We start from the raw sequence: 26,210 nt of genomic DNA, 5'->3' as shown, positions 1-26,210 counted from the left end.
CTTGACTGTGATTCCGGGAAATGCGATTCTCGATCTTGCTAAGGATAACGAGAGAGGCTTCCGCGGTTTACCGTTTGGGGGCCTTTTTCTTTTGCGGTCTAATCTCCGTTGCATTCAGGTTTGGACTGCCTGTATTCGTCGTACAGATGATCCATGCGGCTAGAAAGCCAATCGCTGAAGGGTTTGGCTTCCGCATTCGAAAGCTCGATCGCGACCTTCTTTGACCTGGCATTCATTGTGAGACTCAGCGAACTATCGCTCGACGTCCATTCTTTCGACGATCTCGGGCTTTTCGGATTCTTGGCCGCTGACTTGTTCTTGTACCGGGTGAGATACCCGTGCAGGTTATCGAACCTCGCCTCTTCCTCGAGCTTCAGAAACTCAGCCGTTTCCACATAGCCCGTGGCGATCTTCAGAAGGGCAGGGGTCAGCAGCAGCTGGCGCAAGCTCAACCACTTGTCGCGGCCGATTTTCTTGGCCGCGCCGAGAGCCTTGATGACCGGGGCAGGGACCACATCGACCACGCCTAGCATTTTGGAGAGCATTGCCTCATCAACCGCCAGCGAAGATCTGACCACGTCCTTCGTCATTCCGGACGCGAGCAGGTTCTGTGCAAAATACGCACGCTCGATGAACGACAGGTTTGATCGAGCGGAATTTTCCTGCCCCTGTGCGATAGCGGACGTGATGTCGTCCAGTTTTTTGACAACTGCCTTGACCGGAACTCCGAGCTCTTTCGCGACCCTTAAACGCCGATGACCGAAGACAACCATAAAGCGTTGACTATCTGACGAACTGGGTCGAACCAGAATAGGCGTCGTCTGGCCGGACTCGCTAATCGCCTGCTTAAGCTCCTGGTACTCCTCGCCATCGTCGGAAAGACGATCGGCGACAAAGGAAACGTCAATCACCCGTGGATCCAGGTCCACGATCACCTCGCCTTCCATAAGCTTCTTGGTATTCTCGGCCAAGTCCTCGATCGACCGAACGACAGTCTTAGCTGCACCCGTCATACCGTAGCCAGGCTTCGTCGGTGTCTGGTTAGACGCGATTGAAGCCATGTCCAGTTTTGCAAATGGATTTTCACGTGCCATAGCCAGCCTCCAAACTCGCTTTCAACGTCGACAAAGGTTTGAAATGTCTTACAAAACTCTGCAAAAAAACGGCTGACAAGTGCGTCATTTCCGCCCCCATGCGCCGTGGATTAGTTCCATGATTTCGCCGTTGGCTGCGTTCAGGCTTTCCATGGCCCGGTCGTAGGTGGAACGAACGAAATCGCCCCGCTCGACCTCATACAAGGTCTGCTTCTTTATCGAAGCATCGGAGATTGCAGTCGACTTCAGGACGTGATTTCGCAGCATTTGTTGGGCAAACATGGATTGCATGAACCCGACCATCTGCGCTTGCGGGATGTCGGTCGGCTCGAAGCGCGTAACAAGATAGCGGAACCATTCGACACGCATCTCGGCGCCAGCCTCTGCGACCGGCCCCATTATGCCGCCCAACATCATCAGGAACTGGCTCATCGACATGATGTCCAGCATCTGGGGATGGATAGTGATCAGGATGCCTGTGGAGGCCATAAGCGCCGTGATCGTCAGGTATCCCAGTTGTGGTGGGCAATCGATGACCACGACATCGTACCTGTCGTCCACCTGCTTCAGGGCGTTGAAAATGCGCATATAGAACAGTCGGCCGTCCTCACCCTTCTTGGAGGAGATTGCCAGGGGAACATCATACTCATACTCCTGCAGGACCAGATTTGCAGGAACCACGTCCAGGCCAGGAATGTTCGTTGGCTGGATGACTTCCGCGATCGACCTCCGTTCATCATCGAAACGAAGCGCCTCGTAAAGGGAGGCCGTATCATCGAGTTCAGGTTGGATTCCAAACAGGGAAGTCAGCGATGCCTGCGGATCCAGGTCGACCGCCAGTACGCGATGGCCGGTGAGAGCGAGATATTGAGCAAGGTGCGCGGCGGTCGTCGTCTTCCCGCTCCCGCCCTTGAAATTCACGACCGATACGACCTGCATCGGCTCGCCTTCACGACGACGGGGAACGTAGTATCTCTTATCAGATTTTTTATTGGCCTCCAGATAATCACGAAGCTCGAGCATCTGGTCAGCCGTGTAGTAGCGCCGCCCACTGACCGATTCTATCTCGGGACCCTTACCTTCCGAATGAATCTGTCGAAGATGGCTTTGGGTGACCCCGATGAAGTCAGCGACCTCTCCCAATTGGAACTTGCGCAGTCCCTTGCGAGCATCTGGCGGATACTGTTGGCTGCGCAGCATATGCAACGCGTTTGAGATCTTTGCCCCTTGCTGGGCAATCTCGATATCAAAACGATTAGGCTGCTGATGGCTCATTTTGCAAACTATTTCCCGGGAGGCTGAACTTTCGAAAAAATGGCCCCATAGCCATAATTTTCGCAACTATCTCCCGATTCTCAGATAGCCGCAAGAGAATTAAGGTTAACAAAGGGTTAAGGCAAAATCGACGGGTTGCACACCCATAGCTTCTTTTCCTTGCGTTTTCACGGATTTAGCTAGGGGGGTGGCCCGCCGCGTTCATGGTCCGTTTTACTGTGAATCCTACAATGCGCCCCGCGTTTATGTGGCTGCGCAAGGCCCCCTCGATCACCCCTTATCGCTTTTCCTTGCCGACTCGCGTGAGTGCGACTTGTAGGATCCTACAACTGCCTCTCGATTCAATTCTGTGCTGATTTCGCCGCCACCAACAACGACGGAGAAAGTTCATGCAGGTTCTCGCGTTTTCAGCACCCCGGACGATTCAAGAGGCTCACCTCCTTCACCTCCACTACCAGCTACGTGCGCGGGTTTTTTCCGACCGCCTCGGTTGGGAGGTGGACGTAACGGCGGGGTACGAGTCCGATGGCTTTGACGCACTTCGACCGACCTATGTTCTCGCCATCGCCGAGACCGGCCAATTGGCTGGGTGCGCGAGACTTCTTCCGGCGCTTGGTCCGACGATGGTAGCCGATGTTTTCCCCTCGCTTCTCCCCGACGGTCAGCTCAACGGTCATGCCGCGATGATCGAGAGTTCCCGGTTCTGCGTCGATACGGCTCTCACGGAGGGGAGGGCGGACGGCTCGGTCCATGAAGCGACGCTCACCATGTTCGCTGGCATCATCGAATGGTGCATGGCGAATGCGTACACTGAGATTGTTACGGTGACCGATCTTCGGTTTGAGCGGATCCTCGCTCGCGTTGGGTGGCAGTTGCATCGTTTAGGCGAACCCAAGAAGATCGGCGTGACGATGGCCGTAGCAGGCACGCTATCCGCCGACGCAGATACGTTCCTCAGGCTTCGCCCCTCCAACTACCGTTCTGAACTCGCCCCCTGTCAGCCTGGCAGCCTAAGGAGAAATACGTGAACCAGCTTCGCTCTCACCCTCGGCTCGTCCGCAAACTTCAGGATGCGCTCGGCGATCAGCTTTGTGTTGCCCTGGATGACGTGAATGTCGTCGAGATTATGCTCAATCCAGACGGAAAGCTGTTCATCGAACGGTTAGGTCACGGCGTTGCGCCCGCCGGCGAGATGTCATCCGCTGCCGCCGAGATGGTCATTGGTACAGTGGCGCACGCGCTGCAGTCAGAGGTCGACACGGAACAGCCCATCATCTCCGGCGAGCTGCCAATCGGTGGCCATCGCTTTGAGGGACTGTTGCCCCCCGTTGTCACCAAGCCTGCCTTCGCGATTCGTCGCCGGGCATCACGCCTCATTCCGCTCGAAGACTATATTTGCGCCGGCGTGATGACAGAATACCAAGCCGCAACGATCCGCAGTGCCATTTCCACGAGGCTGAACATCATCATTTCCGGGGGAACGGGCTCGGGCAAGACGACGCTTGCGAACGCTGTGATCCGAGAGATCGTCAAATCCGCCCCAGACGATCGCCTCGTCATTCTCGAAGACACCGCCGAAATCCAGTGCGCAGCCGAGAACGCCGTTCTCCTCCATACCAGCGATACGATCGACATGGCGCGGCTCCTCAAGAGCACGATGCGGCTGCGCCCCGACAGGATCGTCGTTGGCGAAGTTCGCGACGGCGCGGCCCTGACGTTGCTCAAGGCCTGGAACACCGGCCACCCGGGCGGCGTGGCGACCATCCACTCGAACACCGCCATGTCGGCGCTGCGTCGGCTTGAACAGCTGACGGCCGAGGCAAGCCAGCAGCCGATGCACGAGGTGATCGGAGAGGCGGTCGACCTGGTCATTTCGATCGAGCGGACACCGCGGGGGCGGCTGGTTCGCGACATCATTCAAGTCGAGCGGTTCATCAACGGACAGTATGAGATCGAATCCGATCAGCCCACTGAAGAACAGGAGGCGCGCCATGTCGCGTAAGCATACCCTCATCGCGGCCGCGCTCGCGGCGGCGCCAATCGTTCTTGCCTCTGTCGCGCCGGCGCTCGCCAGTTCCGGCGGCAGCCTCCCATGGGAAGGGCCACTGCAGCAGATTCAGGAATCGATAACCGGCCCGGTCGCGGGTGCGATCGCGCTTGCAGCCGTGGCCATCGCCGGCGGCATGCTCATCTTCGGCGGCGAGCTCAACGATTTCTCGCGGCGACTTGTGTACGTCGTTCTTGTCGCCGGCATCCTGCTCGGCGCCACCAACATTGTCGGCCTGTTCGGTGCGACCGGCGCTTCGATCGGGCTGACCGACGAGCAGATCACGTCAATTGGTTCGAACAGAGGAGGGGAGGGAGATCATGGCTGAGTCCCTGTCCGGCCTGCGGCGTAACCGCATCCATCGCGCGCTCTCTCGCCCGAACCTGCTCATGGGCGCCGACCGGGAGCTGGTCCTGATCACCGGTCTTGCAGCAGTGATCCTGATCTTCGTCGTGCTTACGGCCTATTCGGCTATCTTCGGCGTCACTGTCTGGGTCGTGATCGTCGGGCTGCTCAGGATGATGGCGAAGTCCGACCCACTGATGCGGCAAGTCTATATCAGACACATTTCCTACAAGCCCTACTACAAGGCAACCACTACGCCGTGGCGACGGTACTGAGGAGGCGGCCATGGTAGCTCTCAAACGCTTCCGGGTGACCGGCCCTTCCTTCGCCGATCTCGTTCCCTATGCCGGCCTGGTCGACAATGGTGTCCTCCTCTTGAAGGACGGAAGCCTGATGGCCGGCTGGTATTTCGCTGGCCCGGACTCCGAAAGCGCGACTGACCTCGAGCGTAACGAGCTGTCGAGGCAGATCAATGCCGTTCTGTCGCGGCTCGGAAGCGGCTGGATGATCCAGGTGGAGGCCATCCGTATTCCAACGGTCGACTATCCATCAGAAGATCGATGCCATTTCCCCGACCCGGTAACCCGCGCAATCGATGCCGAGCGTCGGGCGCATTTCGCGCGCGAGCAGGGCCATTTCGAGAGCAAGCATGCGCTGATCCTGACCCACCGGCCGCTCGAATCCAAAAAGACTGCTCTCAGCAAATACATCTATTCGGATGAGGAAAGCCGGAAAAAATCCTACGCGGACACGGTGCTCTTCGTGTTCAAGAACGCGGTGCGAGAGCTTGAGCAGTATTTGGCCAACACGCTTTCGATCCGGCGAATGGAAACCCGTGAAACGGTCGAAAGGGGAGGCGAGCGAATTGCCAGATACGACGAGCTGCTGCAGTTCGCGCGGTTCTGCACTACCGGGGAAAGCCATCCAATCCGGCTACCCGACGTTCCCATGTATCTCGACTGGATCGCCACCGCGGAGCTTGAGCATGGACTGACGCCAAAGGTCGAAAACCTTTTTCTCGGCGTCGTTGCGATCGACGGTCTGCCGGCCGAGAGCTGGCCCGGTATTCTCAACAGCCTAGACCTGATGCCGCTGACTTATCGGTGGTCATCGCGCTTCATTTTCCTTGATGCCGAGGAGGCCCGGCAAAAGCTCGAACGGACGCGGAAGAAATGGCAGCAGAAGGTCCGGCCGTTCTTTGACCAGATATTCCAGACACAAAGTCGATCCGTCGACCAGGACGCGATGACGATGGTAGTCGAGACTGAGGATGCGATCGCGCAGGCCTCGTCGCAACTGGTTGCCTATGGCTATTACACACCGGTCGTTGTGTTGTTCGACAGCGATCGCGAAGCACTCCAGGAGAAGGCCGAAGCGATCCGGCGGCTGATCCAGGCGGAAGGTTTCGGGGCACGGATCGAAATGCTCAACGCCACCGACGCCTATCTCGGTAGCTTGCCAGGCAACTGGTATTGCAACATCCGTGAGCCGCTGATCAACACCAGCAATCTCGCCGACTTGATTCCGCTGAACTCGGTCTGGTCCGGAAACCCCGTCGCGCCATGCCCCTTTTACCCACCGAATTCGCCGCCCTTGATGCAGGTTGCGAGCGGCTCGACAGCGTTTCGTCTGAACCTGCACGTCGATGATGTCGGCCACACGCTGATCTTCGGTCCGACCGGTTCTGGCAAGTCGACGTTGCTCGCCCTGATCGCCGCGCAGTTTCGTCGCTACGAAAATGCGCAGATCTTCGCCTTTGACAAAGGCAGTTCACTTCTGCCCCTGACGCTCGCAGCCGGCGGCGATCATTATGAAATCGGCGGCGACAGTGTGGAAGAGGGGAGGGCATTGGCCTTCTGCCCACTCTCCGAACTCAAAAGTGTTGCCGACCGGGCTTGGGCGGCGGAGTGGATTGAGATGCTGGTCGGTCTGCAGGGTGTCACCATCACACCCGATCATCGCAACGCCATCTCTCGGCAGATCGGCCTGATGGCGAGCGCCTCTGGTCGCTCACTCTCGGATTTCGTCAGCGGCGTGCAGCTGCGCGAGATCAAGGACGCACTGCATCACTACACCGTCGACGGCCCGATGGGGCAGCTTCTCGATGCGGAAGAGGACGGCCTCACGCTCGGCGCCTTCCAGACCTTCGAGATCGAGCAACTAATGAATATGGGCGAGCGCAATCTCGTGCCAGTGCTGACCTACCTGTTCCGCCGGATCGAGAAGCGTTTGGATGGGTCGCCAAGTCTGATCGTCCTCGACGAGGCGTGGCTCATGCTCAGCCACCCTGTGTTCCGCGACAAGATACGCGAGTGGCTTAAGGTGCTGCGCAAGGCAAATTGCGCCGTCGTTCTTGCGACCCAATCGATCTCGGATGCCGAACGATCCGGGATTATCGACGTGCTGAAGGAATCCTGCCCGACCAAGATTTGCCTTCCGAATGGCGCCGCTCGTGAGTCGGGCACGCGAGAATTCTATGAGCGAATAGGGTTCAACGAGCGTCAGATCGAGATCGTCTCGAGCTCGATCCCCAAGCGCGAATACTACGTCGCTACCCCCGACGGCCGGCGGCTCTTCGACATGTCGCTTGGGCCAATCGCACTGAGCTTTGTCGGCGCGTCGGGCAAAGAGGACCTCAAGCGCATTCGCGCACTGAAATCCGAACATGGCCACGAATGGCCGATCCACTGGCTTGAAACGAGAGGAGTTCACGATGCCGCATCGCTACTCAAGTAGATGGCTCGTCTGCTTAACAGCCGCCGCTCTCACGATTGGAGGCTCAGGCACGGTGCAAGCTGGGACAGCCACCGGCGCTGCGACCGAATGGACGCAGCTCGCCAACAATGCGCAGCTTGTCGATCTCATGAAAAGCTCCGGCATCCAGGTCGACAATCAGCTGACGCAGATCAGCCAGCTTGCAGAGCAGATCCAGAACCAGCTGAAGATCTACGAGAACATGTTGCAAAACACCGCGCAGCTTCCTGATCATATCTGGGGGCAGGTCGAAAGCGATCTCAACCAGCTGCGCAGTATCGTCGACCAGGGACAGGGCATCGCCTTTTCCATGGGGAATGCGGACGACGTTCTTCAGCAGCGCTTTCAGAGCTACGCCGATCTCAAGACGAATTTGCCGAGCAACGCAACCTTCTCCTCGACTTACCAGTCCTGGTCGGACACCAACCGTGACACGATCACCAGCTCGCTGAAGGCCGCGAGCCTGACGGCCGACCAGTTCGACAGCGAGGAAGACACGATGTCCTCATTGCGGTCGATGTCCGAGACGGCTGACGGGCAGATGAAGGCTTTGCAGGTCGGGCACGAGATCGCCGCTCAGCAAGTCGCGCAAATGCAGAAGCTTCGCGGCCTCGTCTCCCAACAGATGACAATGATGGGAACATGGCTTCAGACGGAACAGACCGACAAGGACCTGGCGCAGGCGCGGCGGGAAAAGTTCTTCAACGCCGAGGTCAAGAGCGTTCCGGAGGGCCAGAAAATGGAGCCGCGCTGGTGAGCCGCCCCGTCCTGATTGCCTTGCTGTTGGCTGTCGCCGCTGCATCGTCTGCAATGACAGTGCTGATCATCAATTCCCGAAACACAGGAATACCTGCGCTCACCGAGGAGCAGCGCGCCGTCCGGGAAAAATTCTTCGGCTCCGACAAGGAGCTGCCGCCGATCAAGGAAGGCCAGGAGATGCGCCCGAGATGGTAAAGGTGACTGTTGCGCGTTCTCTCCTGATTACAGGTCTCTTTTCCCTCGCCTATGCTGTTCCCGCATTCGCGCAGGAGGGACAGGTCCTCACGGAACTGGAAAACCAGGTCTCGTCTGCTGCGAGGGGGTGGGAGACCACCATCATGGAGGCGGCGAAATCCCTATTCTGGATTCTCGCAACGATCGAGATCGGCATTGCGGCCGTCTGGCTGGCGATCCAGTCAGCCTCGCTGGACAGCTGGTTCGCCGAACTGGTGCGGCGGATTATGTTCATTGGGTTCTTCGCATTCGTTCTGACCCAAGGTCCGACCTTTGCGCGAGCGGTGGTTGACAGTCTTTTCCAGATTGGCGCCGGCGCTGGTTCAGCGTCGCCCGCGGAAGTGTTCGATGCAGGCATCCGCGTCGCCTCGCAGATGTCGGAGCAGGCACAGTTCGGGGTGTTCGAAGACAATGCGCTTGCGATCGCGGCGGTGCTGGCGATGGGCATCGTCGTTATCTGCTTCTCGCTTGTCGCAGCGATCTTCGTGTCGGTCATGGTCGAGATGTATGTCGGCCTGCTCGCCGGCATGATCATGCTCGGGCTGGGTGGTTCGTCCTTCACGAAAGACTTTGCTGTTCGCTACCTCGTCTATGCCTTCGGCGTCGGCATGAAGCTCATGGCCTTGGTGATGATCGCCAAGATCGGATCGAACGTCCTGCTTGGCCTTGCGCAAGCTCCGACTGCCTCATCGGACCAGTTCGTTACGACCTTGGCGATCGCCGGTATTTCCGTCGTAGTCTTCATCATCGCCATGTATGTCCCGAACATCATCCAGGGCGTTGTCCAGGGCGCATCGGTGTCCGGAGGAATGGAAGCGATCCGCCACGGCGGGCAAGCGGCGTCTTTCGCCGCAGGCGCTGGCTTCCTCGCCGCCGGCGCCGCCGGCGCAGGCTTTGCGGCCGCGCAAGCCGCACGAGCTGCTGGTTCATCCGTTGCAGGCGCCGCTCTTCGCGGCATGGGCGCGAGCTTCAGTTCCGGCGCGCAAGCAGCCGGATCAGCCGCGAAGGAAAAGGCAATCGGCTCTCCGGGCGCTTATGCGGGGTCCATTCTCGGACTGGCCAATGCGAAGCTCGATGAACAGCGCGGCGGTCATAGCGGACCGAAGCCTCCTCCCGAACGCAACGACAAACCGTAATCGAGACAAGGGAAAAATAAATGGCAGCGAACCGCGCCCCGGAAAACCCATACCTTGCCGCCCGCCAGGAATGGAGCGAACGCTATGGTTCCTATGTGAAGGCAGCCGCCGCATGGCGGATTGTTGGTGTCCTCGGTCTGGTAATGGCCGTCATCGGCTTCAGCTACGCGATGTATCTCAGCACGCAAGTGAGGCTCGTGCCTTACATCGTCGAGGTCGACAAGCTCGGAACTGCGGTCACCGCAGGCTTCCCCGAGCAGATCGAGTATGCCGATGTCCGCGTGGTGCGCGCCACACTCGGCAACTTCGTCACGAGCTTTCGCTCGATCACGCCGGATGCGGTGGTGCAGAAGCAATATATCGACCGCACCTACGCTCTTCTTCGCACCTCCGATCCGTCGACGGAGAAGGTCAACGCCTGGTTCCGAGGCAATTCTCCGTTCGAGAAGGCAAAGTCCTCGACCGTTGCCATCGAGGTCAACAACATCGTGGCGCTCTCGAACCAGACCTATCAGATCGACTGGACGGAATACGAGCGGGACCGCAAGGGCAAGGAAACCGGCACGCGGCGGTTCCGCGGGATCGCAACGGTGACGCTCACCGCGCCACAGGATGAGGCGACGATCCGCCTCAATCCGATCGGCCTCTACGTCCGGGATTTCGACTGGACGGCACAGCTTTAAGGGTAGGGATTCTTTCAATGAAAAAAACGGGATTGATCGCGGCCGCCGGCTGCATGGCCGGACTCTTGCTTGCGGCGGGCGCGCAGGCGCAAAGTATGACGAGCAACGAGGTGAAAGGAACAAATCTTTCCAAAAAGTGGCGCGGCACGCCGGGATTGGTGACGACGGGACCGGACGGAAAGGTGATCTTCCTGTTCGGCGAAACGCAACCTTCCGTCGTCTGCTCGCCGCTGCAGGTCTGCGACATCGAACTTCAGGGTGGCGAGATCGCTCGCGATGTTATGGTCGGCGACACCGTGCGCTGGAAGGTAGAGCCGGCCACTTCGGGGGCCACAGGCGGACAGGCGATCCATCTCATCGTCAAACCGTCGGAGCCAGGCCTTCTCACCTCAATGGTCGTGACGACATCGCGGCGCACCTATCACATCCAGCTCAAGTCCCATCCGAGCCAATACATGGCGCGCGTTGGTTTCGAATATCCGGAAGACGTGTCCACCAAGCTCGCCGACATCAACACCCGTCTCGAAACGGGCGGCATTCCGGGCACCGCGCCGGACAAGCTGAACTTCTCCTATTCAATCAGCGGCGGTGCTTCGTGGAAACCGAAGCGGGTCTATTCGGACGGGGCGAAGACCTACATCCAGTTCCCGAAGTCGATCTCCGGCCAGGATGCGCCTGTGCTTTTCGTCGTCTCCGGCGGTCAAAATCGCATCGTCAACTATCGCATGAAGAACGACATGATGACCGTCGACTATGCGATCGACAAGGCGATCCTCGTTTCCGGTGTCGGTTGGCGGCAGCAGAAGATCACCATCCGGCGGGGAGGCTGAACCATGCGCAAGCTTCTCACATATTTCGTCGTCGGCGCGCTGCTCTCCGGTTGCCAAACGGCGGACGACGCACTGACCACCAGTTCCACACCTGTGGCCGTCACCGGACCGGCTGCAAGCGCCATCGCCGGCGACATGGCAAGTCGTCTGGCCGAACAGATCGGCCCGGCCGGTGCTACGACCACGATCAAAATGGAGACGGACGCATCGGAGTTCGCATCCGCCCTCGAGGCGGCCCTGAAGGGGCGGGGTTATACGGTCGTCAGGGACGGCAAAGTCGCCAAAGACATCAAGCCGGTCGAGCTTGCCTATGCAATTGAGGGATTCGACGGGCAGCTGCTCGCGCGGGTTTCGACGCCTTCGATCGCTCTCGGACGTGCTTATACACCAACGGCGGCAGGCGCCACGCCGGCTAGTCCGCTTTCGATCATGCAGGGTAACTGACGGAGAGCAATATGGTCCAGTCGCTCCAACTTGGCGCGTCAGCCCAGGCCGACGATCAGAATGGCATGCGCCGGCTCAACCGCCTGCCGATCATCGTCGCCATCATCGTCATCGTGCTGTTCGTCGGCGTGGTCGTGATTGGTCTGTCACTGCGCGGGCTTTCCTTCAATCATGGCGACATCGAGGGTGCTTCCAACAGCCCTGCGACCAGTTTCGGTGATCAGCTTAAGCGGGGTGTCACCGACGGCATTATCGGTGACCCAGAAAAGCAGGAGGTGTTTCAACCGATGCCAGTCGTCGCGGAGAAAAAGGAAAAGCAGGAACCGGTCTTCGAGCGCCAACCAACAGATCGACAAGATCGCCGACAAAGGCTCGAAGCCGAAGAGGAGTGGAAGGCACGCCTGAAGCGAGAGCAGGATGAACAATATATGCGCGAAGCCCAGCGGCAACGGATGGCGCGTCTCCAGGCCCGTTCCACGGCGCTCGATTCGCCGCTAAAGGTAGACATCTCCGATGTCGAGAAGGCTGCAATCTCCACCAATGACACCGTCCGCCAGCCGACAAATGCCGTGACGAGCAGCGCCTCAGACCTTTATGGCGCGGCCATGAAATCAGGCTTGATGGAGCAGAACGTCGATCAGAACGGGCAGACGTCGAAGGAGGACTTCTTTAATCAGGACATCAAGGATCTCGGCTACCTGCCGAACCAGGTCGTGCCGCAGATGTCACCCAACGAATTGAAGCGCGGTTCAGTCATCCCGGCGACATTGATCACCGGCCTCAATTCCGACCTGCCGGGGCGCATTACCGCTCAGATCAGCCAAAATGTCTACGACAGCGCAACCGGTTATCGCCTTCTCATCCCGCAAGGCGCAAAGCTCTTCGGTCGCTACGATTCCAAGGTGTCTTTCGGCCAGGAACGGGTACTCGTCGTCTGGACGGACCTCATTTTTCCGAACGGGTCTACCCTGCAGATCGGTGGTATGGCGGGCACTGACGCTGAAGGTTATGGCGGCTTCCAGGACAAGGTCGACCGACATCTCTGGAGAACATTCGGTTCTGCAGCCCTGGTGGCAATCATCGGGGCGGGTACCGATATGTCGATGCCTGAGAGTTCGACGCTCGCGACGCAGGACACGGCTTCGGATGCAGCAAGACGGAATTTTGCCGCGTCATTTGGCCGCGTAGCAGAAGAGACGATCTCGAAGAATCTGAACGTTCAGCCGACGATTCGCATCCGGCCGGGCTACAAGTTCAATGTGTTGGTCGATCAGGATGTTATTTTTCATTCTGTCTATAGCGGCCGCTAAACAGCTAACGGACGCTCAGATTTTCGCTTGTCGCTGAACGTCGCAAGTACATTCCGCGCGGGGCGCAGGTGTGACTAAAAATCTCTATAAAAATCATCGTCTTTAGATCAGAAAGAGTTGAATACCCGGCAGAGGTCAATAGACCTAAGCGATGCAACGAACGTGGATCTGCTTCGCGTAGAAGCAACTGCCGTATCGTCCAATGTCCCATGTGGTTCCGGCTAGCCGAACGGTGGCAACCGGTACCTCGCGGCGTCAGAACGGCGCGACGAGTGGGAGGCTTGCACCGTCGAAAAAAGGAGAAAAGTTAGTGGACGGTGACCTTCGCTCTCTCATCGATATGACAGAAGCCGCGCATGATGAACGTATGATCAAAAGTGCTTTGAAAACATTTGCGCACGCATGCGGCTTCGACCGTTTTGCTTATCTGCAGACTGAGGGGCTGGAAATCCGCACATTCAACTCCTATCCGGAGGAATGGCAGGGTGTTTATCTCGAAGGCCATTACTCCCGCATCGACCCGGTCGTTACTGAAGCCAAGCGTCGCATGGAAATGTTTTCCTGGACGGCCGACGATTGGCCCGCTCGTGGAACCTCCGAACTCAGGCGTTTTCGGGACCAGGCGATCGAGTACGGAATTCGGAGTGGGGTGACGATCCCCGTCGAAGGAAGTTTCGGGTCGACGATGATGCTGACGTTTGCATCTTCGGCGCCGACGGCTGACGTTTCAAAACTGCGGGATGCGCAACAAGCGATCCGAGCGGTGCTGGTGATCCATTACTGCCTGAAGATTATCGCTGCGACGACCATTGTCGCTCCGAGACGGTTGCTTTCACCAAGAGAAGCAATGTGCCTCATGTGGGCGGCAAAGGGTAAAAGCGCTCCGGAAACCGCAATGCTAACGGGGATCAACCCGAGGACAGTGCAGCACTACCTTGATAAAGCGCGCGAAAAACTTGAGGCTGCGACCGTCCCACAGCTCGTCGCAATTGCTAAAGATCACGGGTTGGTTTGACCGTCATTCATGTTTATCGAGTGGAACCTCGGGGACGTAGCCTAACGCATCGATGATTTCCGAAAGTTCTTCTTGCTGGACTTCAGATTTCTTTTGGCGCGCGACATACTCCTCCTGCAGGCTCTTGAGCACGGCGGCGGAAATTGATGGGTCTGCGGTCGCGCGAGCCCATTCCTCATAGACAGCTTCGTCGGCGGCGATCAGGAGGCGGTGTTCGAGAATTGCCGAGACGGCCAACGCCTCAAGCTTCGACTGTTGCATCGAGCTGAAGCGCGATTCTCTTTCCTTTTCTCGACCATTTGCATCGGATGAGCTCGCTTTGTTCACCCGCTTCTCCCAAACTTTCATTCTCTCACCAAGCGGCCCGAAGGTTCGCCTACATCAAATGGGACACCGTTACATCCGAAATCTCTGAGTTGCAGACAATGTGCTGATGCTTATATCGACAACTAAACCCATTACCCGCCCGCATTGGCGGGATTTACGGGAAGGAGCTTTACATACTTTAGTTGATAAACTCCGAGTGTGTAAACGGCGATCTTTCGGCGCATGGACATGCGCAAACTGGTCGGCTCGAATTTTGCCCGCCTGCGTCGGGAGAAAGGCCTGACACAGGAAGAGGTCGAGGCGCGTTCTGGTTTCAGCCAGCAATATCTCAGTAGCCTGGAGCGAGGTCGTCGCAACCCAACTTTGATTACGATTTATGAACTGGCTCAAGCCTTAGATGTCAGCCACGTCGAATTAGTGCGACCGATTGGTGAGACCCAAGTGAGTACGCAAACAGGCGCATAATCTGGGATCTCAGCAGCTTCAATCCGGCCGGCGACAACGAGAAATCGTCGAAGCAAGCCAAATGGAATTGAGATTTGTGCTCCTCTCGAGTCCGAACAATCGCTGCGATGAAATTGCAAGGCGCTGCCGCAGACGAGATCGTCGAGGGTTATCCGGCTCTCACTGCGCGCATAGTGGACCTCGCCGCAAGCTACATCTTTACTCCAGGCGACCACTAGAATTGTCAACTTTGTCCATCGAGTAATTAGCGTGGTGAAGAATTCATAATGCGAGGGCTTTCTCGGCCCCAGGGATTGTGATACAAATCCTAGGATAATAGATCCTATTCTCCGAGCTTTTATATCAATGCCCAGTTCAGTCACGCAACGCCAAATCGCTCGGACCGTGCTAACCGAGCGCGGAATAGCACGTTTCGTCGAACTGCGGAACGCAGGAGTCACGGCTGCCACCATGAGCCGAATGGAACGAGATGGTGAAGTGCTGCGGCTTGCCCGCGGTCTCTATCAACTTCCTGATGCGCAGCTCGACGCCAGCCACAGCCTGGCGGAGGTTGCCAAACGCGCGCCCAAAGCCGTTATCTGCCTCGTTTCGGCATTGGCATTTCACAGCCTGACAGATCAGCTCCCCGGACAAATCTGGCTTGCCATAGGCCGTAAGGACTGGCCGCCGAAACTGGAAGCCCCCGCTGTGCGCATCGTGCGCTTCACAGACAGCCTTCTCAACGACAGCGTCGAAACCCATATCATTGAAGGCGTTCCTGTGAGGGTCTTTGGAATCGCCAAGACAATTGCCGATTGCTTTCGATATCGCAACAAGATCGGCCTTTCGGTAGCGATAGAAGGGCTGCAGGAGGCGCTGCGGCAACGAAGGGCTACTCCTGGCGAAATCGCCAACCAGGCCGAACGCGGTGGCGTTGGCTCTGTGATCCGGCCGTATCTCGAGGCGCTGACCGCCAATGGCTAAAGAAATCAGAAACGTCGGCGCCTCGGTGCGCGCCCGCCTGTTGCAACTCGCCAAGGCAAGCGGGCAAAGCTTCGATCTCGTCCTGACGCGTTTCGCCCTTGAACGGTTATTGTTCCGGCTTAGCCAGTCGCCCCACGCCGATCGCTTTGTTCTAAAAGGGGCGATGTTGATGATGAGTTGGTTCGACAATCCGCACCGAGGCACGCGCGACCTGGATCTTTTGGGTTTCGGTGATCCGAGTCCGGACCCGATGCTTGAGACATTTCGGGAAATTCTGGCGCAAGAGGCCGACGATGGCGTTACGTTCGACGCTGATACGCTGCATGTGGATCGTATTCGCGAGGCACTGGATTATGGTGGGCTCAGGCTGCGGGTGATCACTTCGATCAGCGGAGCCCGGATCAACCTGACCATCGACATCGGTTTTGGCGATGCGCTTGAGCCTGGGGTGGAGGTTTTGGATTATCCTTCCATGCTCGATTTTCCGATGCCGCGGCTTCGGGCCTATGCGCGAGAAACGGTCATTGCCGAGAAGTTCCAGGCAATGGTGATGCTGGGGCGAGTAAACAGCCGCATGAAGGATTTCTACGACATCTGGATCCTCAGCAGGTCTTTCGACTTCAGCGATGATCGGCTGGCGCGCGCAATAGCCGCTACCTTTGATCGCCGCGAGACACCGATCCCCATTGACCTGCCGGACGCCCTAACGGACGCCTTTGCCAAGGACCAGCAAAAGCAGCGACAATGGCGTGCTTTCATTGAAGGCGTTGCACACAATCCTGGCGATCTGATCGACGTCATCGCGCAGATTGCCACATTCCTGATGCCGCACGCGGTTGCGGCTGCGAGGCTGGACGAATGAGCGGTTTGGTCGCAACCACGCGAGTTCATGGCTCAGCGAGCAGAATTCAGATCCTGTCGGGTTTTTGTCGGGCAACTTCATAGCTGGAACCCGTCAGTACGGCGGGTTTTACTGGCTCGCCGCCATTACAACCGCGGACGAGGCATCTGGAAGGGCATTAATTTCATGCTTTGGAGTCGCCTAAACTTTGGCTTGGCCGGAACATGCCTCGCCAATGCGAGGTGAACTCAACGCTGTTGTTGACCAATGCGGGAAAGATCGATCCGTATCCCCGCATGCCTAACATCCTGCATCGTCTCTGGTTGTAAGTCTTTCGGCGTCGCTTCCTCGCCATCCACTTCCTTATCGCTTTGCTGCGGCGCTTCGATGGGTATGCCAGGATCCTCCGCCTGAAACACGCCGACACCCCCGAACTCGCCGGTCTTCCATGCGTAGACCGCGTCCTCGAAGATTTTCGGGAAGACGTCTTTGCTCGTGGGGTTGCCATACCATTTTGCAACGATCCTCAATACCTTGGCGAACATCGCAGTGCCTTTCCGGAGGTTCTGGCAAGGATCGACGAGATCGGGCTTCAGATCCGCCGGTTCCTTGACTCCCACGCCAGCGGGGAACTGGGTGAGCCCTACGCGGACGACCGCTTGACCAGCATATTGGCGCGCGATCGCAATCGCCTCCTCGGCCGATGCCGCTTTCGGAACGAGGATCAATCGGTCGCCTGATTTGACGGTGACGGCGAAGGTATCAGCCGAGCCCGCCGCCATCACGAACTGCTCGACGATCGTCGGCTTGAGAGAAGGGTCTGCGCATTCATTTATCAGGGCTGCGTCGATCATGGTGTCTCCTGAGCACTCAGGTGTTGAAGGCAATAACAATCGGCTTTGCGAAGAGCTTTGACCACGCTGTAGTGGCAGTTCGCTGGATAGCAACGATTGATGTCCCTTCGGTCCACCACCCGTTTCCGACAGCAACAATGAGGTCCGGATCGTGCAGCATCGACTGAAGCACCGGCCAAACAATCAATTGCTCGTAGCAGATCAGCGGTGCCGCGCGGCTGGCGCCGATGGAGACGACCGGGTTCGCGAAGAAATCCGCCCGAGCACCACCACTCTCCCCAAACCAGGATCGCCACGGCTGCCACATCGAACCGGGAACCGGCATACGTTCGCGATAGAGGATGTGGCCGCCCCTCCCGTCGACCGCGACCAGAACATTGTCGTAGCCCCCAGCATCGACCATCGCCGCACCGGCGATCACCGTCCCATCATCATCCCTGAAGGCGTTCGTCCAAAGCCGCGCCACGGTCGGTGTCCAGAAACCGAGCGCAGTTTCCGGCAGCACCACAAAACGGGCCCCATCGCTGGCCGCGCCACGCACCGTTGCGATCATGTCACGCTGGCGTTGAAGCCCGGGCTCCCGACCGAGCGAAGCCCCCATATCAAGATCGACGCCGCGCCAGCCTTCCGGTAGTTTCGGGTCGGTCCAGATTGCGGCGGACCACAGCCAAGGGCCTGCGAAGGCGATGGCGACAGCTGGCCAAATGCGGGTTACGAGACCCGCAAGGCCGGCTGTCATGACGCCAAGTCCCCACCATCCCCATCCCGGAAACAGAACACCCGCGGCGGTGACAGGATGCGCCCAGCCCGTGATGCCGAACGGCGGAACGGCCATGACGGCTGCCGCAAGGAGGTAGCGAAATGGACGCGCGCGTCCGTTCATCGTCCAGACGAGCGTATGCACGGCAACGAAACTCATAGACGCACCCAGCCAGAGCAGGAGGCCTGGCCAGATATCCGACGAATAAAAGGCGGCAACGCCTTGTGGCAGACCCCGGGACGCGGCCAGGAAGTATCCGCTGGAGACAAGTGCCGCGACCGATCTCGTTTGCGAGATCGACCAAAGAACCGGAAACCCGAGCGCGACGGGTAGGAGCAACACATGGCCGCTCCAGCCCACCACGCCGATCGCGATCGAAGCGAATATCAGCAGCGCCGGCTGAAGGTAATCACGGCACATAGGTGAACACCTCCTGCGCCAGCCCGAGAATGCCGGAGATCGGCACCGGGCCAAAATATCGGGAGTCATAGGAGCCGGGGAAGGCGGAATGCAGGAAGACATATCCTGGCGGTATGATGCCGCTCGGAAACGGCGTCAACGGCCGGCCTTTTCCATCACGTAGTGCGAGACTGGATGAGGAAACCACCCGCCCATCCACTCTCACGTTGACGCCGATTTCGACACGCTGTCCTACAACGGCGATCACTGTCTTGATCAACGGTGCGACGTCGCCCGGGCAGGAACCAGAACGGAAATAGCCTCGTGCCCTGGCTGCCCGCATCGCCGCCGTTTCCAGCGGGCAGATGAACAGGAGGTCGTCGACTGCCACCGGTCGATGAAGCGGGATAATGCGCCATAGGCCCAGTGGCTCGCTCGGCGTCAGATTGATGCGGTAGCCGCCGGCGACGGCAGTCACCACCAGCAGAATGGTGGCCGCGGCCGCTATCGACAGAACCGCAGTGGCACGTCGTTGTTGCGTGGTCATCGACCGGGTGGTTGCTGCCCGGGTCATTTCAGCGAGAGCCCTTGACTCTTGGTTTGCCGCAGCGTCTCTGCCTGCTTGAGCGCTTCGGTCGTGCGTTCATGAGCGCCAAGCTGCTGGACCGTCCGCATAGATTTCCACGCGGACTGGACCTCAGCCTTCTGGACGACCGTCATTCCTGCTGTGACGGTCTCGAAAGTCTTGCCATCAGTGTCTTTGGCAGCCAAAGGCAGGAAGGTCCGTTCCCCGAAACGCTCCGACACAGCCTTGGCAAAACCTTCGAGTTCTGCCTTCACGTTTCTGTCCGCCAGCGCATATTCGAGGCCAGCCGGGAGATCGTTGCGATCGATGGCATCTCGCACGCGTTCGAGCGTTTGCTTGGCAGATGGGGAGAGCGCCGGGATATCGACTGAAACCTTGAGTCGGACCGCGCGCTCCTCCGTCTCATGTTTGAATTCGGCCTCGGCCCGCTCACGAAGGTAGCGTTCAAGATTTCGGGCAAGCGCCGGCACATTGGCGATGGCTTTTTCCCGGTCCTGCTTGTCGGCACGGCTGGCGAGAAGACCGGTTTTGCCCTTCAGCGCGCCAAAGCTCTCTGGCTCGCCGGTAATCCTTGCCAGGGTCGACTGCTCGACCGACTGGTCCTTCAACATGGTATCGACATTGATGGCCTTGAAGGCCACTTCCGGCTTCGCGTAGACGAGCTGGAAGCGGGTCGAGACGTCCTCCCATTGCTTCTTGAGCCCGGGATCGCCGGCGAGCTTGTCTTCGACAGCCTGGTCGAGCGATTTCGGGAAGGTGGCGATACCTGACACCATGGGCTTGGCCTCCTTGATTGTGTCCGGGATGGAGTGTTTGTGGCTGCCGTGGACCAGTCCGAGTGCCGCGCCGATGGCGGCAAGACGGGCGCCGAGATTGTCGAGCTTCTGTTTCTGCCGGACGGCCCATTGGAGGCGATCGTGTGCGATCGTGCGGGCGACGTTGACAAGATGAAGGCCGCGGGCTTCCGCGAAGCGCAGCGCCTGGCGATAGAACGACGCCTTCTCGTAATCGAGGGTCGTCTCCTTGGCGTTTCGGCGCGACAGGATCGGGATGAGCCCGCCGGATTTCGCAAAGGAACGACTGCCGTAGTAGATCGCGAGATCCTCACGATGGCGCGTCATGGCCACATAGGTGAGATGCCGGTCCAATGAAAGGGAAGCAAGCACCTTCACCCGGTCGACGGTCGCGCCCTGGCTCTTGTGGATGGTCGTGGCATAGCCGTGACCGAGATTGTTGTAGAAGCGCTGCTCGATCGTGACCTGGCGCCGATGTTCCCTTTCGCCGATCTCAGCGACGATCCGGCCGGGTGCGGCCTCAACCACCTTTGCGAGCATGCCGTTCTTGACGCCAAGGCTGCCCTCGTTCTTGAGGAACACGATCTGGTCGCCGGCCGCGAACATGCGGGTTCCGTCCTCTGTCTTGAACGCAAATCCGTCTGCGACGACGCCACGCTCGACCAGCTTGGCGCGGGCCATATCGTTGAGCTTTCGGGCGTCGCGGCGAAGGTGTGCGAGGATCAGGCTGGTCTTCGAAGGGTCGTAGTCGCGGTCCCACGCTGCGATCAGGCTTTCGACCGCCTCGTCCTTCAGTCTCAAACCAATCATTCGACCATGGGCGGTGTAGGCATCGACAGCCTTGCGGATATTGCCACGCGCGAGATCGAGCGAGGCGTCGCGCATCCATTGCTGGCGCTGACGATAGATCGTCTCGAGTTCGGCATAGCCGATGCGAGCCGCAATCGCCCGAAAGGCCGCACCCGCTTCGATCGGTTGAAGCTGTTCCGGATCGCCGACAAGGACGAGTTTGGCGCCGGCCTTGGTGACTGCTTCGACCAACAGCGCCATCTGCCGTGACGAAACCATGCCGGCCTCGTCGAGGACGAAGACGGTCTTATCATCGAGCTGGTTGCGGCCCTGGTTCCAGCGAAGCTCCCACGACGACAGAGTGCGGGAAACGATGCCAGCTTCCTTCTCCAAACCTTCGGCCGCTTTGCCAGCCAACGCTCCGCCGACCACACGATAGCCGGCCGTTTCCCACGCCTCGCGCGCAGCCTTCATCATCGTCGTCTTGCCGGCGCCGGCGCGGCCGATGACAGCGGCAATCCGCGTGGCCCCGGCGAGATGCTCGATTGCCGTTCGCTGCTCATCCGACAGACTGGAATGGCGCGCAAAGGTTGCCTGCAGCACCGCCTCACGGACACCATGGGAGGCGCGACCGGAGAGCCAGGTCGCGCGATCGGCCATCTCGGCTTCAAGCCGGATCATCTCGCGCGTGGTGTACTTCGCGGGTGTCCGAATACCTGTTGCAAAGTTGATCCGCTCGCGTTCGAGCCGGAGCGCTTCCGGACTTTGCAGAATGCGGATCATCAGACTTTGGAACAAAGCGACCTCGTCGACATAGCGATACAACACCTTGGCAACATCGCGTTCGTCGAAGACGCTCCTCTCCCGCGTGATCAGGTCGAGCACAATCTCCGGACGGCGCTGGATGCGGCGGGCGTTCTCGCCGCGGCGCTCCTCCTGAAGCTCGATGCGTTCGAGTTTGGGAGTCGAGGTCTCCGACTTGTGGTGGGATTGCTCGGCCTTGCGCTCGATGGCTTTGGCGCCGACGCCGAGGTGAATGGTTGGCTCGAGGTCGATACCCCGCTTTTCGAAGGAACTGCCATCGATGCGGATATCGAGGCCGGCAAGCGCCAGATGTTTGTTCTGGCAGGCAAACCAACCGTCGCGAAACGCATTGAAATCCTCAGTGCTGCCGGCCCATAGCTGATAGATGATCTTGCCGGCGTCATTGCGGAGCGGCTTGCCGTCCGGGGCGAGAACCGCGACTTTCTTCGAGCCGAACCCGTCTTCGGTGAGCGGCCGCAATGTCGTCATCAGATGCACATGCGGATTGCCTGGGGCGTCGTGATAGACCCAGTCGGCGACCATTCCCTTCGACGTGATGTGCCGCTCCACGAAATCCCGGACGAGCACAATGTTCTGCGCGGCCGTCAGCTCTATTGGCAGGGCTATGGTAACGTCCTTGGCAAGCTGCGCGTCGGACCGCTTTTCGAAGCCCTCCACCTTGTTCCAGAAGCCCTCGGATGCGCCGGCGACCGAGCGATCGGCAATCATGCTGCGCACCCATTCCGGCGCGTCGGCAGGGATCACGAACTCCTCATGCAGGAGCCCCTGCTTTCGCGTGTAGTCGATCGTCCGGGCTTCCCGCTCGAACTCCATCTTGGCGCAGTGCCGGTAGGCCGCCGACAGCACGGCGCTGCGGCCGGAGCCACGGGCGACGACGCTGACGGAGAAGTGAGGGACGGCCACGGCGGAGTTCTTTCCCGGTTGCGAACGAAATCGAAGGGTTCGTCGGGAGCGGCGGGCCCACCAGGCTCTCTCAGCAACACGTCGCGGCAGCGACGTATAATTGCGCCCTTGGAAGCCGCTCCTTCGGAACGGCCGGGATGATCCACCAAAGGATCGTCGTTGGCGATTGTAGGATTCACAGTAGTGCGTTCGCTACTTAAGTTCTGGAAACTGGCTTCGAAAGACAAGCTTTCTCAGCCAGGGAGACAATCGGAATGAAGAAGCCATCCGCGAAAATCCGCGACGAAATTGCCAAACTGCAGGACCAGCTCAAGCTCGCCGAGACACGGGAAGCGGAACGCATTGGCCGGATCGCGCTCAAGGCAGGCCTTGGCGACATCGAGATCGACGAGGCGGAGCTTCAGGCAGCGTTTGACCAACTGAGCAGGCGAGTTCGCGGAGGGCAGGGGGGTACGACCGGAGGGAAAAAGGGGGCAGGCGATAGCCGCGGTCCAACGTCGAATACGGCGCACGCGTCTGGCGCGGCTGCGGGCAGCGGTGGCGAGGCTTGAACGTATGGCGAGAACGATGAGATCCGACGCCCGCAAGAAGGATACGCGGGAGAAGATCGAGCTCGGCGGCCTGATCGTCAAGGCCGGTCTGCGCTACGAGAAGCGAGCGCTGTTGCTGGGCGCGCTGATCGATGCAGCGCGCCGCCTCAAGGGTGACGATGGCGAGCGCTCCAGGCTCACCGCACTCGGCGTGGAGGCGTTCGGCAATGACGATCAATAGGATTGCGCTCGTCGTCGTGCCGGCGGCGTTGATGATCCTGGTCGTCATCGGAATGACCGGCATCGAACAGTGGCTTTCCGGCTTCGGAAAGACCGAGGCCGCGCGCCTTGCATGGGGGCGGGCAGGGATCGCGCTTCCCTATCTCGCAAGTGCCGCAGTCGGAATCTTGTTCCTGTTCGCGACCGCCGGCGCGATCAATATCAAGCAGGCAGGTTGGGGCGTCGTTGCGGGATGCAGCGAGATGATCCTGATCGCGGCACTTCGCGAGACAATACGCCTTTCCGCTTTCATGAAGACGGTACCAGCCGACAAGACGGTCTTGGCCTTTCTTGATCCGGCAACGTCGATCGGAGCGAGTGCGGCGCTCTTATGTGCCTGCTTCGCACTCCGCGTCGCGCTCATCGGCAATGCGGCATTCGCAAGCGCCGAGCCGAAGCGCATTCAGGGCAAGCGGGCGCTTCATGGCGAGGCAGATTGGATGAAGCTCACAGAGGCGGCAAAGTTGTTTCCCGATGCTGGTGGCATTGTCATCGGCGAGCGCTATCGGGTCGACAAAGACAATGTCGGCGCCCGAGCGTTTCGCGCCGACAGCGCCGAGACCTGGGGCGCCGGTGGCAAGTCGCCGTTGCTGTGCTTCGATGGCTCGTTCGGCTCGTCGCACGGGATCGTCTTTGCCGGTTCCGGCGGTTTCAAGACAACGTCGGTGACGATCCCAACGGCGCTCAAATGGGTCGGCACGCTGATCGTTCTCGATCCATCGAACGAGGTCGCACCGATGGTCTCCGCGCATCGCGGCGGAGCGGGCAGGGACGTATTCGTTCTCGATCCGAGGAAGCCGGACATCGGCTTCAACGTCCTGGACTGGGTCGGACGTTTCGGCGGAACCAAGGAAGAGGATATCGCCTCGGTCGCATCATGGATCATGAGCGACAGCGGCGGCGCGCGCGGTGTCCGTGACGACTTCTTTCGCGCATCTGCGCTGCAGCTGCTGACAGCGCTGATCGCCGATGTCTGCCTGTCCGGTCACACGGGCGAGCGGGACCAGACGCTTCGCCAGGTGCGCATGAATCTCTCGGAGCCGGAGCCCACATTGCGCAAGCGGCTGCAAGACATCTACGACAATTCGGGTTCGGATTTCGTGAAGGAGAACGTCGCAGCCTTCGTCAACATGACACCGGAGACCTTCTCCGGCGTCTACGCCAATGCGATCAAGGAAACGCACTGGCTTTCCTATCGAAACTACGCAGCTCTCGTGTCTGGGAAGAAGTTCTCGACCAGCGACATCGCGGCCGGGAATACGGACGTCTTCATCAACATCGATCTCAAGACATTGGAGACCCATTCGGGTCTTGCGCGTGTCATTATCGGTTCGTTTCTGAATGCGATTTACAATCGCGACGGACAGATCAAGGGGCGCGCCCTGTTTCTCCTCGATGAGGTCGCCCGCCTCGGCTACATGCGGATCATCGAGACCGCGCGCGACGCCGGACGCAAATACGGCATCACGCTGACGATGATCTACCAGTCGATCGGCCAGATGCGCGAAACCTATGGCGGCCGCGATGCTGCAAGCAAATGGTTCGAGAGCGCCAGCTGGATTTCGTTCGCCGCGATCAACGATCCCGAGACCGCCGATTACATTTCTCGACGTTGCGGCATGACCACGGTCGAGATCGACCAGGTGAGCCGCAGTTTCCAAGCGAGGGGATCATCGCGGACGCGCTCGAAGCAGCTCGCTGCCAGACCACTCATCCAGCTCCACGAAGTCCTGCGCATGCGTGCCGACGAACAGATCGTGTTCACCGCAGGAAACGCGCCGCTCCGATGCGGACGAGCTATCTGGTTCCGGCGCGGCGACATGAAGGCATGCGTCGGCACGAACAGGTTTCACATGATCGGCGATACGCCAACTGCATGATCCAAGCCGGCGCGCAGTGCAAACAAGCAAGGCTGATCCAGGAAAATGAAGAGTATCGGAGAAATCAGCATAGCGACGCCCGACGGGCGGGATTTCGGGAATTCTCGTCGTGCGACGGGCGGGAAACAGAGCAGCCGCGGGAGCCTCAACATAGTGGCCCCAAAGGGGAGGCGGGATCGACTGCTCCCCGACCCTCGCACACCATTTTGGCGGCCACGCCGCAGCCCGAAGACAAGCTCCTCCGTAAACGCAGATGAAACCGGGTCCGACATAGGGTGAGGCGAAACGAGGAATCGGATAGTGGCGAAACCGAATATAGTTCCGATCAGAAAGCCGCCGAAGGCCGGACGCGGTCGCGATCGGCAGCGCGCGGGCGGAGGACTGGTAAGATCTGAGCGCATCAGACGGCGTAAACGCGCGGCGGCAGTTCTATGCACGGTGATCATTGCCGTTGGAGGTTGGCTTGCCTATGGCGGCAACGAAGCTCTCCCCGGTTTCGTCACTTTGGCCAAGACACCCACGACGGATTCATTGTCGGCGGCATTTTCGATCTGCGGCGACAGCCACCGGACGAACTGCGTCGTCGATGGCGACACCTTCTGGTTCGAGGGCGAGAAAATCCGCATCGCCGACATCGATACGCCTGAACTCAGCCCGCCCCGCTGCGAGGCCGAAAGGATCAAAGGTGAAGCGGCAAAATCCCGGCTGCTGGCGCTGCTCAACGCTGGGAAGTTCTCTCTGGCGGCCGGGTTCCGTGACGAAGACAAGTACGGTCGCAAACTTCGCACCGTGTCTCGCGCAGGCAATTCGCTGGGCGACGTCTTGATCGGCGAAGGGCTCGCCCGATCATGGGATGGTGCCCGACACGGCTGGTGCCAGGGCGGGTGACAGCGAACCATCGCTTCCCCGGCACGGGAGAAGGATAGGGGTTTGGGGAAAGGGAGGAGGGAACCGTCCCCTTTCCCCATGGGAGGAAGTTTGAAGGAGGGCTTTGCCCTTCCTTCATGGGGTGAGGTTGAGAGGGGCGGCAGGCCACCCTTTCAAAGCCGCACCGGCCGGTCGTGGGCTTGAATGGCTCACGCGAAGTCA

27 protein-coding genes are annotated in these 26,210 nt (G+C 59.3%); 20 read left to right on the top strand and 7 right to left on the bottom strand.

Features of this window, described 5'->3' with window-relative positions:
- Window positions 1–98: 98 nt before the first annotated feature.
- Both repB and repA read right to left on the bottom strand, forming a co-directional pair.
- Entirely contained in the window at window positions 99–1,094 is a 996-nt protein-coding gene (repB, locus tag EEQ99_RS28710) for a plasmid partitioning protein RepB (RefSeq protein WP_127431486.1), read from the bottom strand.
- An 84-nt stretch (window positions 1,095–1,178) separates the two neighbouring features.
- Window positions 1,179–2,369 (bottom strand): plasmid partitioning protein RepA, encoded by a 1,191-nt coding sequence (gene repA / locus EEQ99_RS28705; protein ID WP_087002812.1) that lies wholly within the window; start codon window positions 2,367–2,369, stop codon window positions 1,179–1,181.
- A 389-nt stretch (window positions 2,370–2,758) separates the two neighbouring features.
- On the opposite strand from repA, the gene traI reads away from it, so the two are divergent.
- The 13 genes from traI (at window position 2,759) to EEQ99_RS28640 (ending at window position 13,926) form a co-directional block, all read left to right on the top strand.
- Window positions 2,759–3,397 (top strand): acyl-homoserine-lactone synthase, encoded by a 639-nt coding sequence (gene traI, locus EEQ99_RS28700; protein WP_127431485.1) that lies wholly within the window; start codon window positions 2,759–2,761, stop codon window positions 3,395–3,397.
- Window positions 3,394–4,371, top strand: coding sequence for a P-type conjugative transfer ATPase TrbB (gene trbB / locus EEQ99_RS28695; protein WP_127431484.1), 978 nt, complete (start codon window positions 3,394–3,396; stop codon window positions 4,369–4,371). The genes traI and trbB overlap by 4 nt, the downstream gene beginning before the upstream one ends.
- Window positions 4,361–4,744: a TrbC/VirB2 family protein gene (locus EEQ99_RS28690; protein WP_127431483.1), complete on the top strand. Its 384-nt coding sequence runs from the start codon at window positions 4,361–4,363 to the stop codon at window positions 4,742–4,744. The genes trbB and EEQ99_RS28690 overlap by 11 nt, the downstream gene beginning before the upstream one ends.
- Window positions 4,737–5,036 carry a conjugal transfer protein TrbD gene (locus EEQ99_RS28685; RefSeq protein WP_127431482.1) on the top strand — a complete coding sequence of 100 codons (300 nt, stop codon included), beginning with the start codon at window positions 4,737–4,739 and terminating at the stop codon, window positions 5,034–5,036. The genes EEQ99_RS28690 and EEQ99_RS28685 overlap by 8 nt, the downstream gene beginning before the upstream one ends.
- A gap of 10 nt (window positions 5,037–5,046) precedes the next feature.
- The gene (locus EEQ99_RS28680) at window positions 5,047–7,497 is read left to right on the top strand and encodes a conjugal transfer protein TrbE (RefSeq protein WP_127431481.1); all 2,451 of its coding nucleotides are present in this window, start codon (window positions 5,047–5,049) and stop codon (window positions 7,495–7,497) included.
- Entirely contained in the window at window positions 7,475–8,272 is a 798-nt protein-coding gene (gene trbJ / locus EEQ99_RS28675) for a P-type conjugative transfer protein TrbJ (protein WP_087002824.1), read from the top strand. Before EEQ99_RS28680 ends, trbJ begins: the two co-directional genes overlap by 23 nt.
- A complete protein-coding gene (gene trbK, locus EEQ99_RS28670) occupies window positions 8,269–8,469 on the top strand; it encodes an entry exclusion protein TrbK (RefSeq protein ID WP_087002826.1) in 201 nt (66 codons plus the stop codon). The genes trbJ and trbK overlap by 4 nt, the downstream gene beginning before the upstream one ends.
- Window positions 8,463–9,644, top strand: a complete 1,182-nt coding sequence (gene trbL / locus EEQ99_RS28665) for a P-type conjugative transfer protein TrbL (protein ID WP_127431480.1) — start codon at window positions 8,463–8,465, stop codon at window positions 9,642–9,644. The genes trbK and trbL overlap by 7 nt, the downstream gene beginning before the upstream one ends.
- A gap of 20 nt (window positions 9,645–9,664) precedes the next feature.
- The gene (locus EEQ99_RS28660; protein ID WP_034523051.1) at window positions 9,665–10,327 is read left to right on the top strand and encodes a conjugal transfer protein TrbF; all 663 of its coding nucleotides are present in this window, start codon (window positions 9,665–9,667) and stop codon (window positions 10,325–10,327) included.
- A 17-nt stretch (window positions 10,328–10,344) separates the two neighbouring features.
- On the top strand, window positions 10,345–11,157 hold the full coding sequence (trbG, locus tag EEQ99_RS28655; RefSeq protein ID WP_127431479.1) for a P-type conjugative transfer protein TrbG: 813 nt from the start codon (window positions 10,345–10,347) through the stop codon (window positions 11,155–11,157).
- Window positions 11,158–11,160: 3 nt separating this feature from the next.
- Window positions 11,161–11,601 carry a conjugal transfer protein TrbH gene (trbH, locus tag EEQ99_RS28650; RefSeq protein WP_127431478.1) on the top strand — a complete coding sequence of 147 codons (441 nt, stop codon included), beginning with the start codon at window positions 11,161–11,163 and terminating at the stop codon, window positions 11,599–11,601.
- Between the two features lie 11 nt (window positions 11,602–11,612).
- Window positions 11,613–12,911: an IncP-type conjugal transfer protein TrbI gene (trbI, locus tag EEQ99_RS28645; protein ID WP_127431477.1), complete on the top strand. Its 1,299-nt coding sequence runs from the start codon at window positions 11,613–11,615 to the stop codon at window positions 12,909–12,911.
- 310 nt (window positions 12,912–13,221) lie between these two features.
- Window positions 13,222–13,926 (top strand): autoinducer binding domain-containing protein, encoded by a 705-nt coding sequence (locus EEQ99_RS28640; RefSeq protein ID WP_127431476.1) that lies wholly within the window; start codon window positions 13,222–13,224, stop codon window positions 13,924–13,926.
- A gap of 3 nt (window positions 13,927–13,929) precedes the next feature.
- Here EEQ99_RS28640 and EEQ99_RS28635 read toward each other — a convergent pair whose 3' ends face one another.
- A complete protein-coding gene (locus tag EEQ99_RS28635; protein ID WP_164735978.1) occupies window positions 13,930–14,253 on the bottom strand; it encodes a transcriptional repressor TraM in 324 nt (107 codons plus the stop codon).
- 222 nt (window positions 14,254–14,475) lie between these two features.
- Here EEQ99_RS28635 and EEQ99_RS28630 point away from each other — a divergent pair, with 222 nt between their 5' ends.
- The 3 genes from EEQ99_RS28630 to EEQ99_RS28620 all read left to right on the top strand — a co-directional run bounded on the left by EEQ99_RS28630 (window position 14,476) and on the right by EEQ99_RS28620 (window position 16,543).
- Window positions 14,476–14,718, top strand: a complete 243-nt coding sequence (locus EEQ99_RS28630; RefSeq protein ID WP_127431474.1) for a helix-turn-helix domain-containing protein — start codon at window positions 14,476–14,478, stop codon at window positions 14,716–14,718.
- 345 nt (window positions 14,719–15,063) lie between these two features.
- Window positions 15,064–15,681 (top strand): type IV toxin-antitoxin system AbiEi family antitoxin domain-containing protein, encoded by a 618-nt coding sequence (locus EEQ99_RS28625; RefSeq protein WP_127431473.1) that lies wholly within the window; start codon window positions 15,064–15,066, stop codon window positions 15,679–15,681.
- Window positions 15,674–16,543, top strand: a complete 870-nt coding sequence (locus EEQ99_RS28620; protein WP_127431472.1) for a nucleotidyl transferase AbiEii/AbiGii toxin family protein — start codon at window positions 15,674–15,676, stop codon at window positions 16,541–16,543. Before EEQ99_RS28625 ends, EEQ99_RS28620 begins: the two co-directional genes overlap by 8 nt.
- Window positions 16,544–16,770: 227 nt before the next feature.
- Here EEQ99_RS28620 and EEQ99_RS28615 read toward each other — a convergent pair whose 3' ends face one another.
- The 4 genes from EEQ99_RS28615 to traA are packed head-to-tail and all read right to left on the bottom strand — an operon-like array spanning window position 16,771 to window position 22,432.
- Window positions 16,771–17,376: a TraH family protein gene (locus EEQ99_RS28615; RefSeq protein WP_127431471.1), complete on the bottom strand. Its 606-nt coding sequence runs from the start codon at window positions 17,374–17,376 to the stop codon at window positions 16,771–16,773.
- Window positions 17,377–17,392: 16 nt separating this feature from the next.
- Window positions 17,393–18,556, bottom strand: coding sequence for a conjugal transfer protein TraB (locus EEQ99_RS28610; protein ID WP_127431470.1), 1,164 nt, complete (start codon window positions 18,554–18,556; stop codon window positions 17,393–17,395).
- Complete coding sequence (traF, locus tag EEQ99_RS28605) at window positions 18,546–19,109, bottom strand: conjugative transfer signal peptidase TraF (RefSeq protein ID WP_127431469.1); 564 nt, start codon at window positions 19,107–19,109, stop codon at window positions 18,546–18,548. Before traF ends, EEQ99_RS28610 begins: the two co-directional genes overlap by 11 nt.
- Window positions 19,106–22,432 (bottom strand): Ti-type conjugative transfer relaxase TraA, encoded by a 3,327-nt coding sequence (traA, locus tag EEQ99_RS28600; RefSeq protein ID WP_127431468.1) that lies wholly within the window; start codon window positions 22,430–22,432, stop codon window positions 19,106–19,108. Before traA ends, traF begins: the two co-directional genes overlap by 4 nt.
- Before the next feature lie 254 nt (window positions 22,433–22,686).
- Between traA and traC the strand changes: the two genes are divergently transcribed.
- The 4 genes from traC to EEQ99_RS28580 all read left to right on the top strand — a co-directional run bounded on the left by traC (window position 22,687) and on the right by EEQ99_RS28580 (window position 26,009).
- Entirely contained in the window at window positions 22,687–22,983 is a 297-nt protein-coding gene (traC, locus tag EEQ99_RS28595) for a conjugal transfer protein TraC (RefSeq protein WP_127431467.1), read from the top strand.
- Window positions 22,984–22,987: 4 nt separating this feature from the next.
- Window positions 22,988–23,203: a type IV conjugative transfer system coupling protein TraD gene (gene traD / locus EEQ99_RS28590; protein ID WP_127431466.1), complete on the top strand. Its 216-nt coding sequence runs from the start codon at window positions 22,988–22,990 to the stop codon at window positions 23,201–23,203.
- On the top strand, window positions 23,190–25,121 hold the full coding sequence (traG, locus tag EEQ99_RS28585) for a Ti-type conjugative transfer system protein TraG (protein ID WP_127431465.1): 1,932 nt from the start codon (window positions 23,190–23,192) through the stop codon (window positions 25,119–25,121). Before traD ends, traG begins: the two co-directional genes overlap by 14 nt.
- Window positions 25,122–25,559: 438 nt before the next feature.
- Complete coding sequence (locus tag EEQ99_RS28580; RefSeq protein WP_127431464.1) at window positions 25,560–26,009, top strand: thermonuclease family protein; 450 nt, start codon at window positions 25,560–25,562, stop codon at window positions 26,007–26,009.
- The last annotated feature ends 201 nt before the right edge of the window (window positions 26,010–26,210 follow it).

The sequence above is a fragment of the Rhizobium anhuiense genome (assembly GCF_003985145.1).
GTDB classification, from domain to species: domain Bacteria; phylum Pseudomonadota; class Alphaproteobacteria; order Rhizobiales; family Rhizobiaceae; genus Rhizobium; species Rhizobium anhuiense.
The sequence above is the reverse complement of the archived record's forward strand: the minus strand, read 5'-3'. Positions and strand labels throughout refer to the sequence as shown.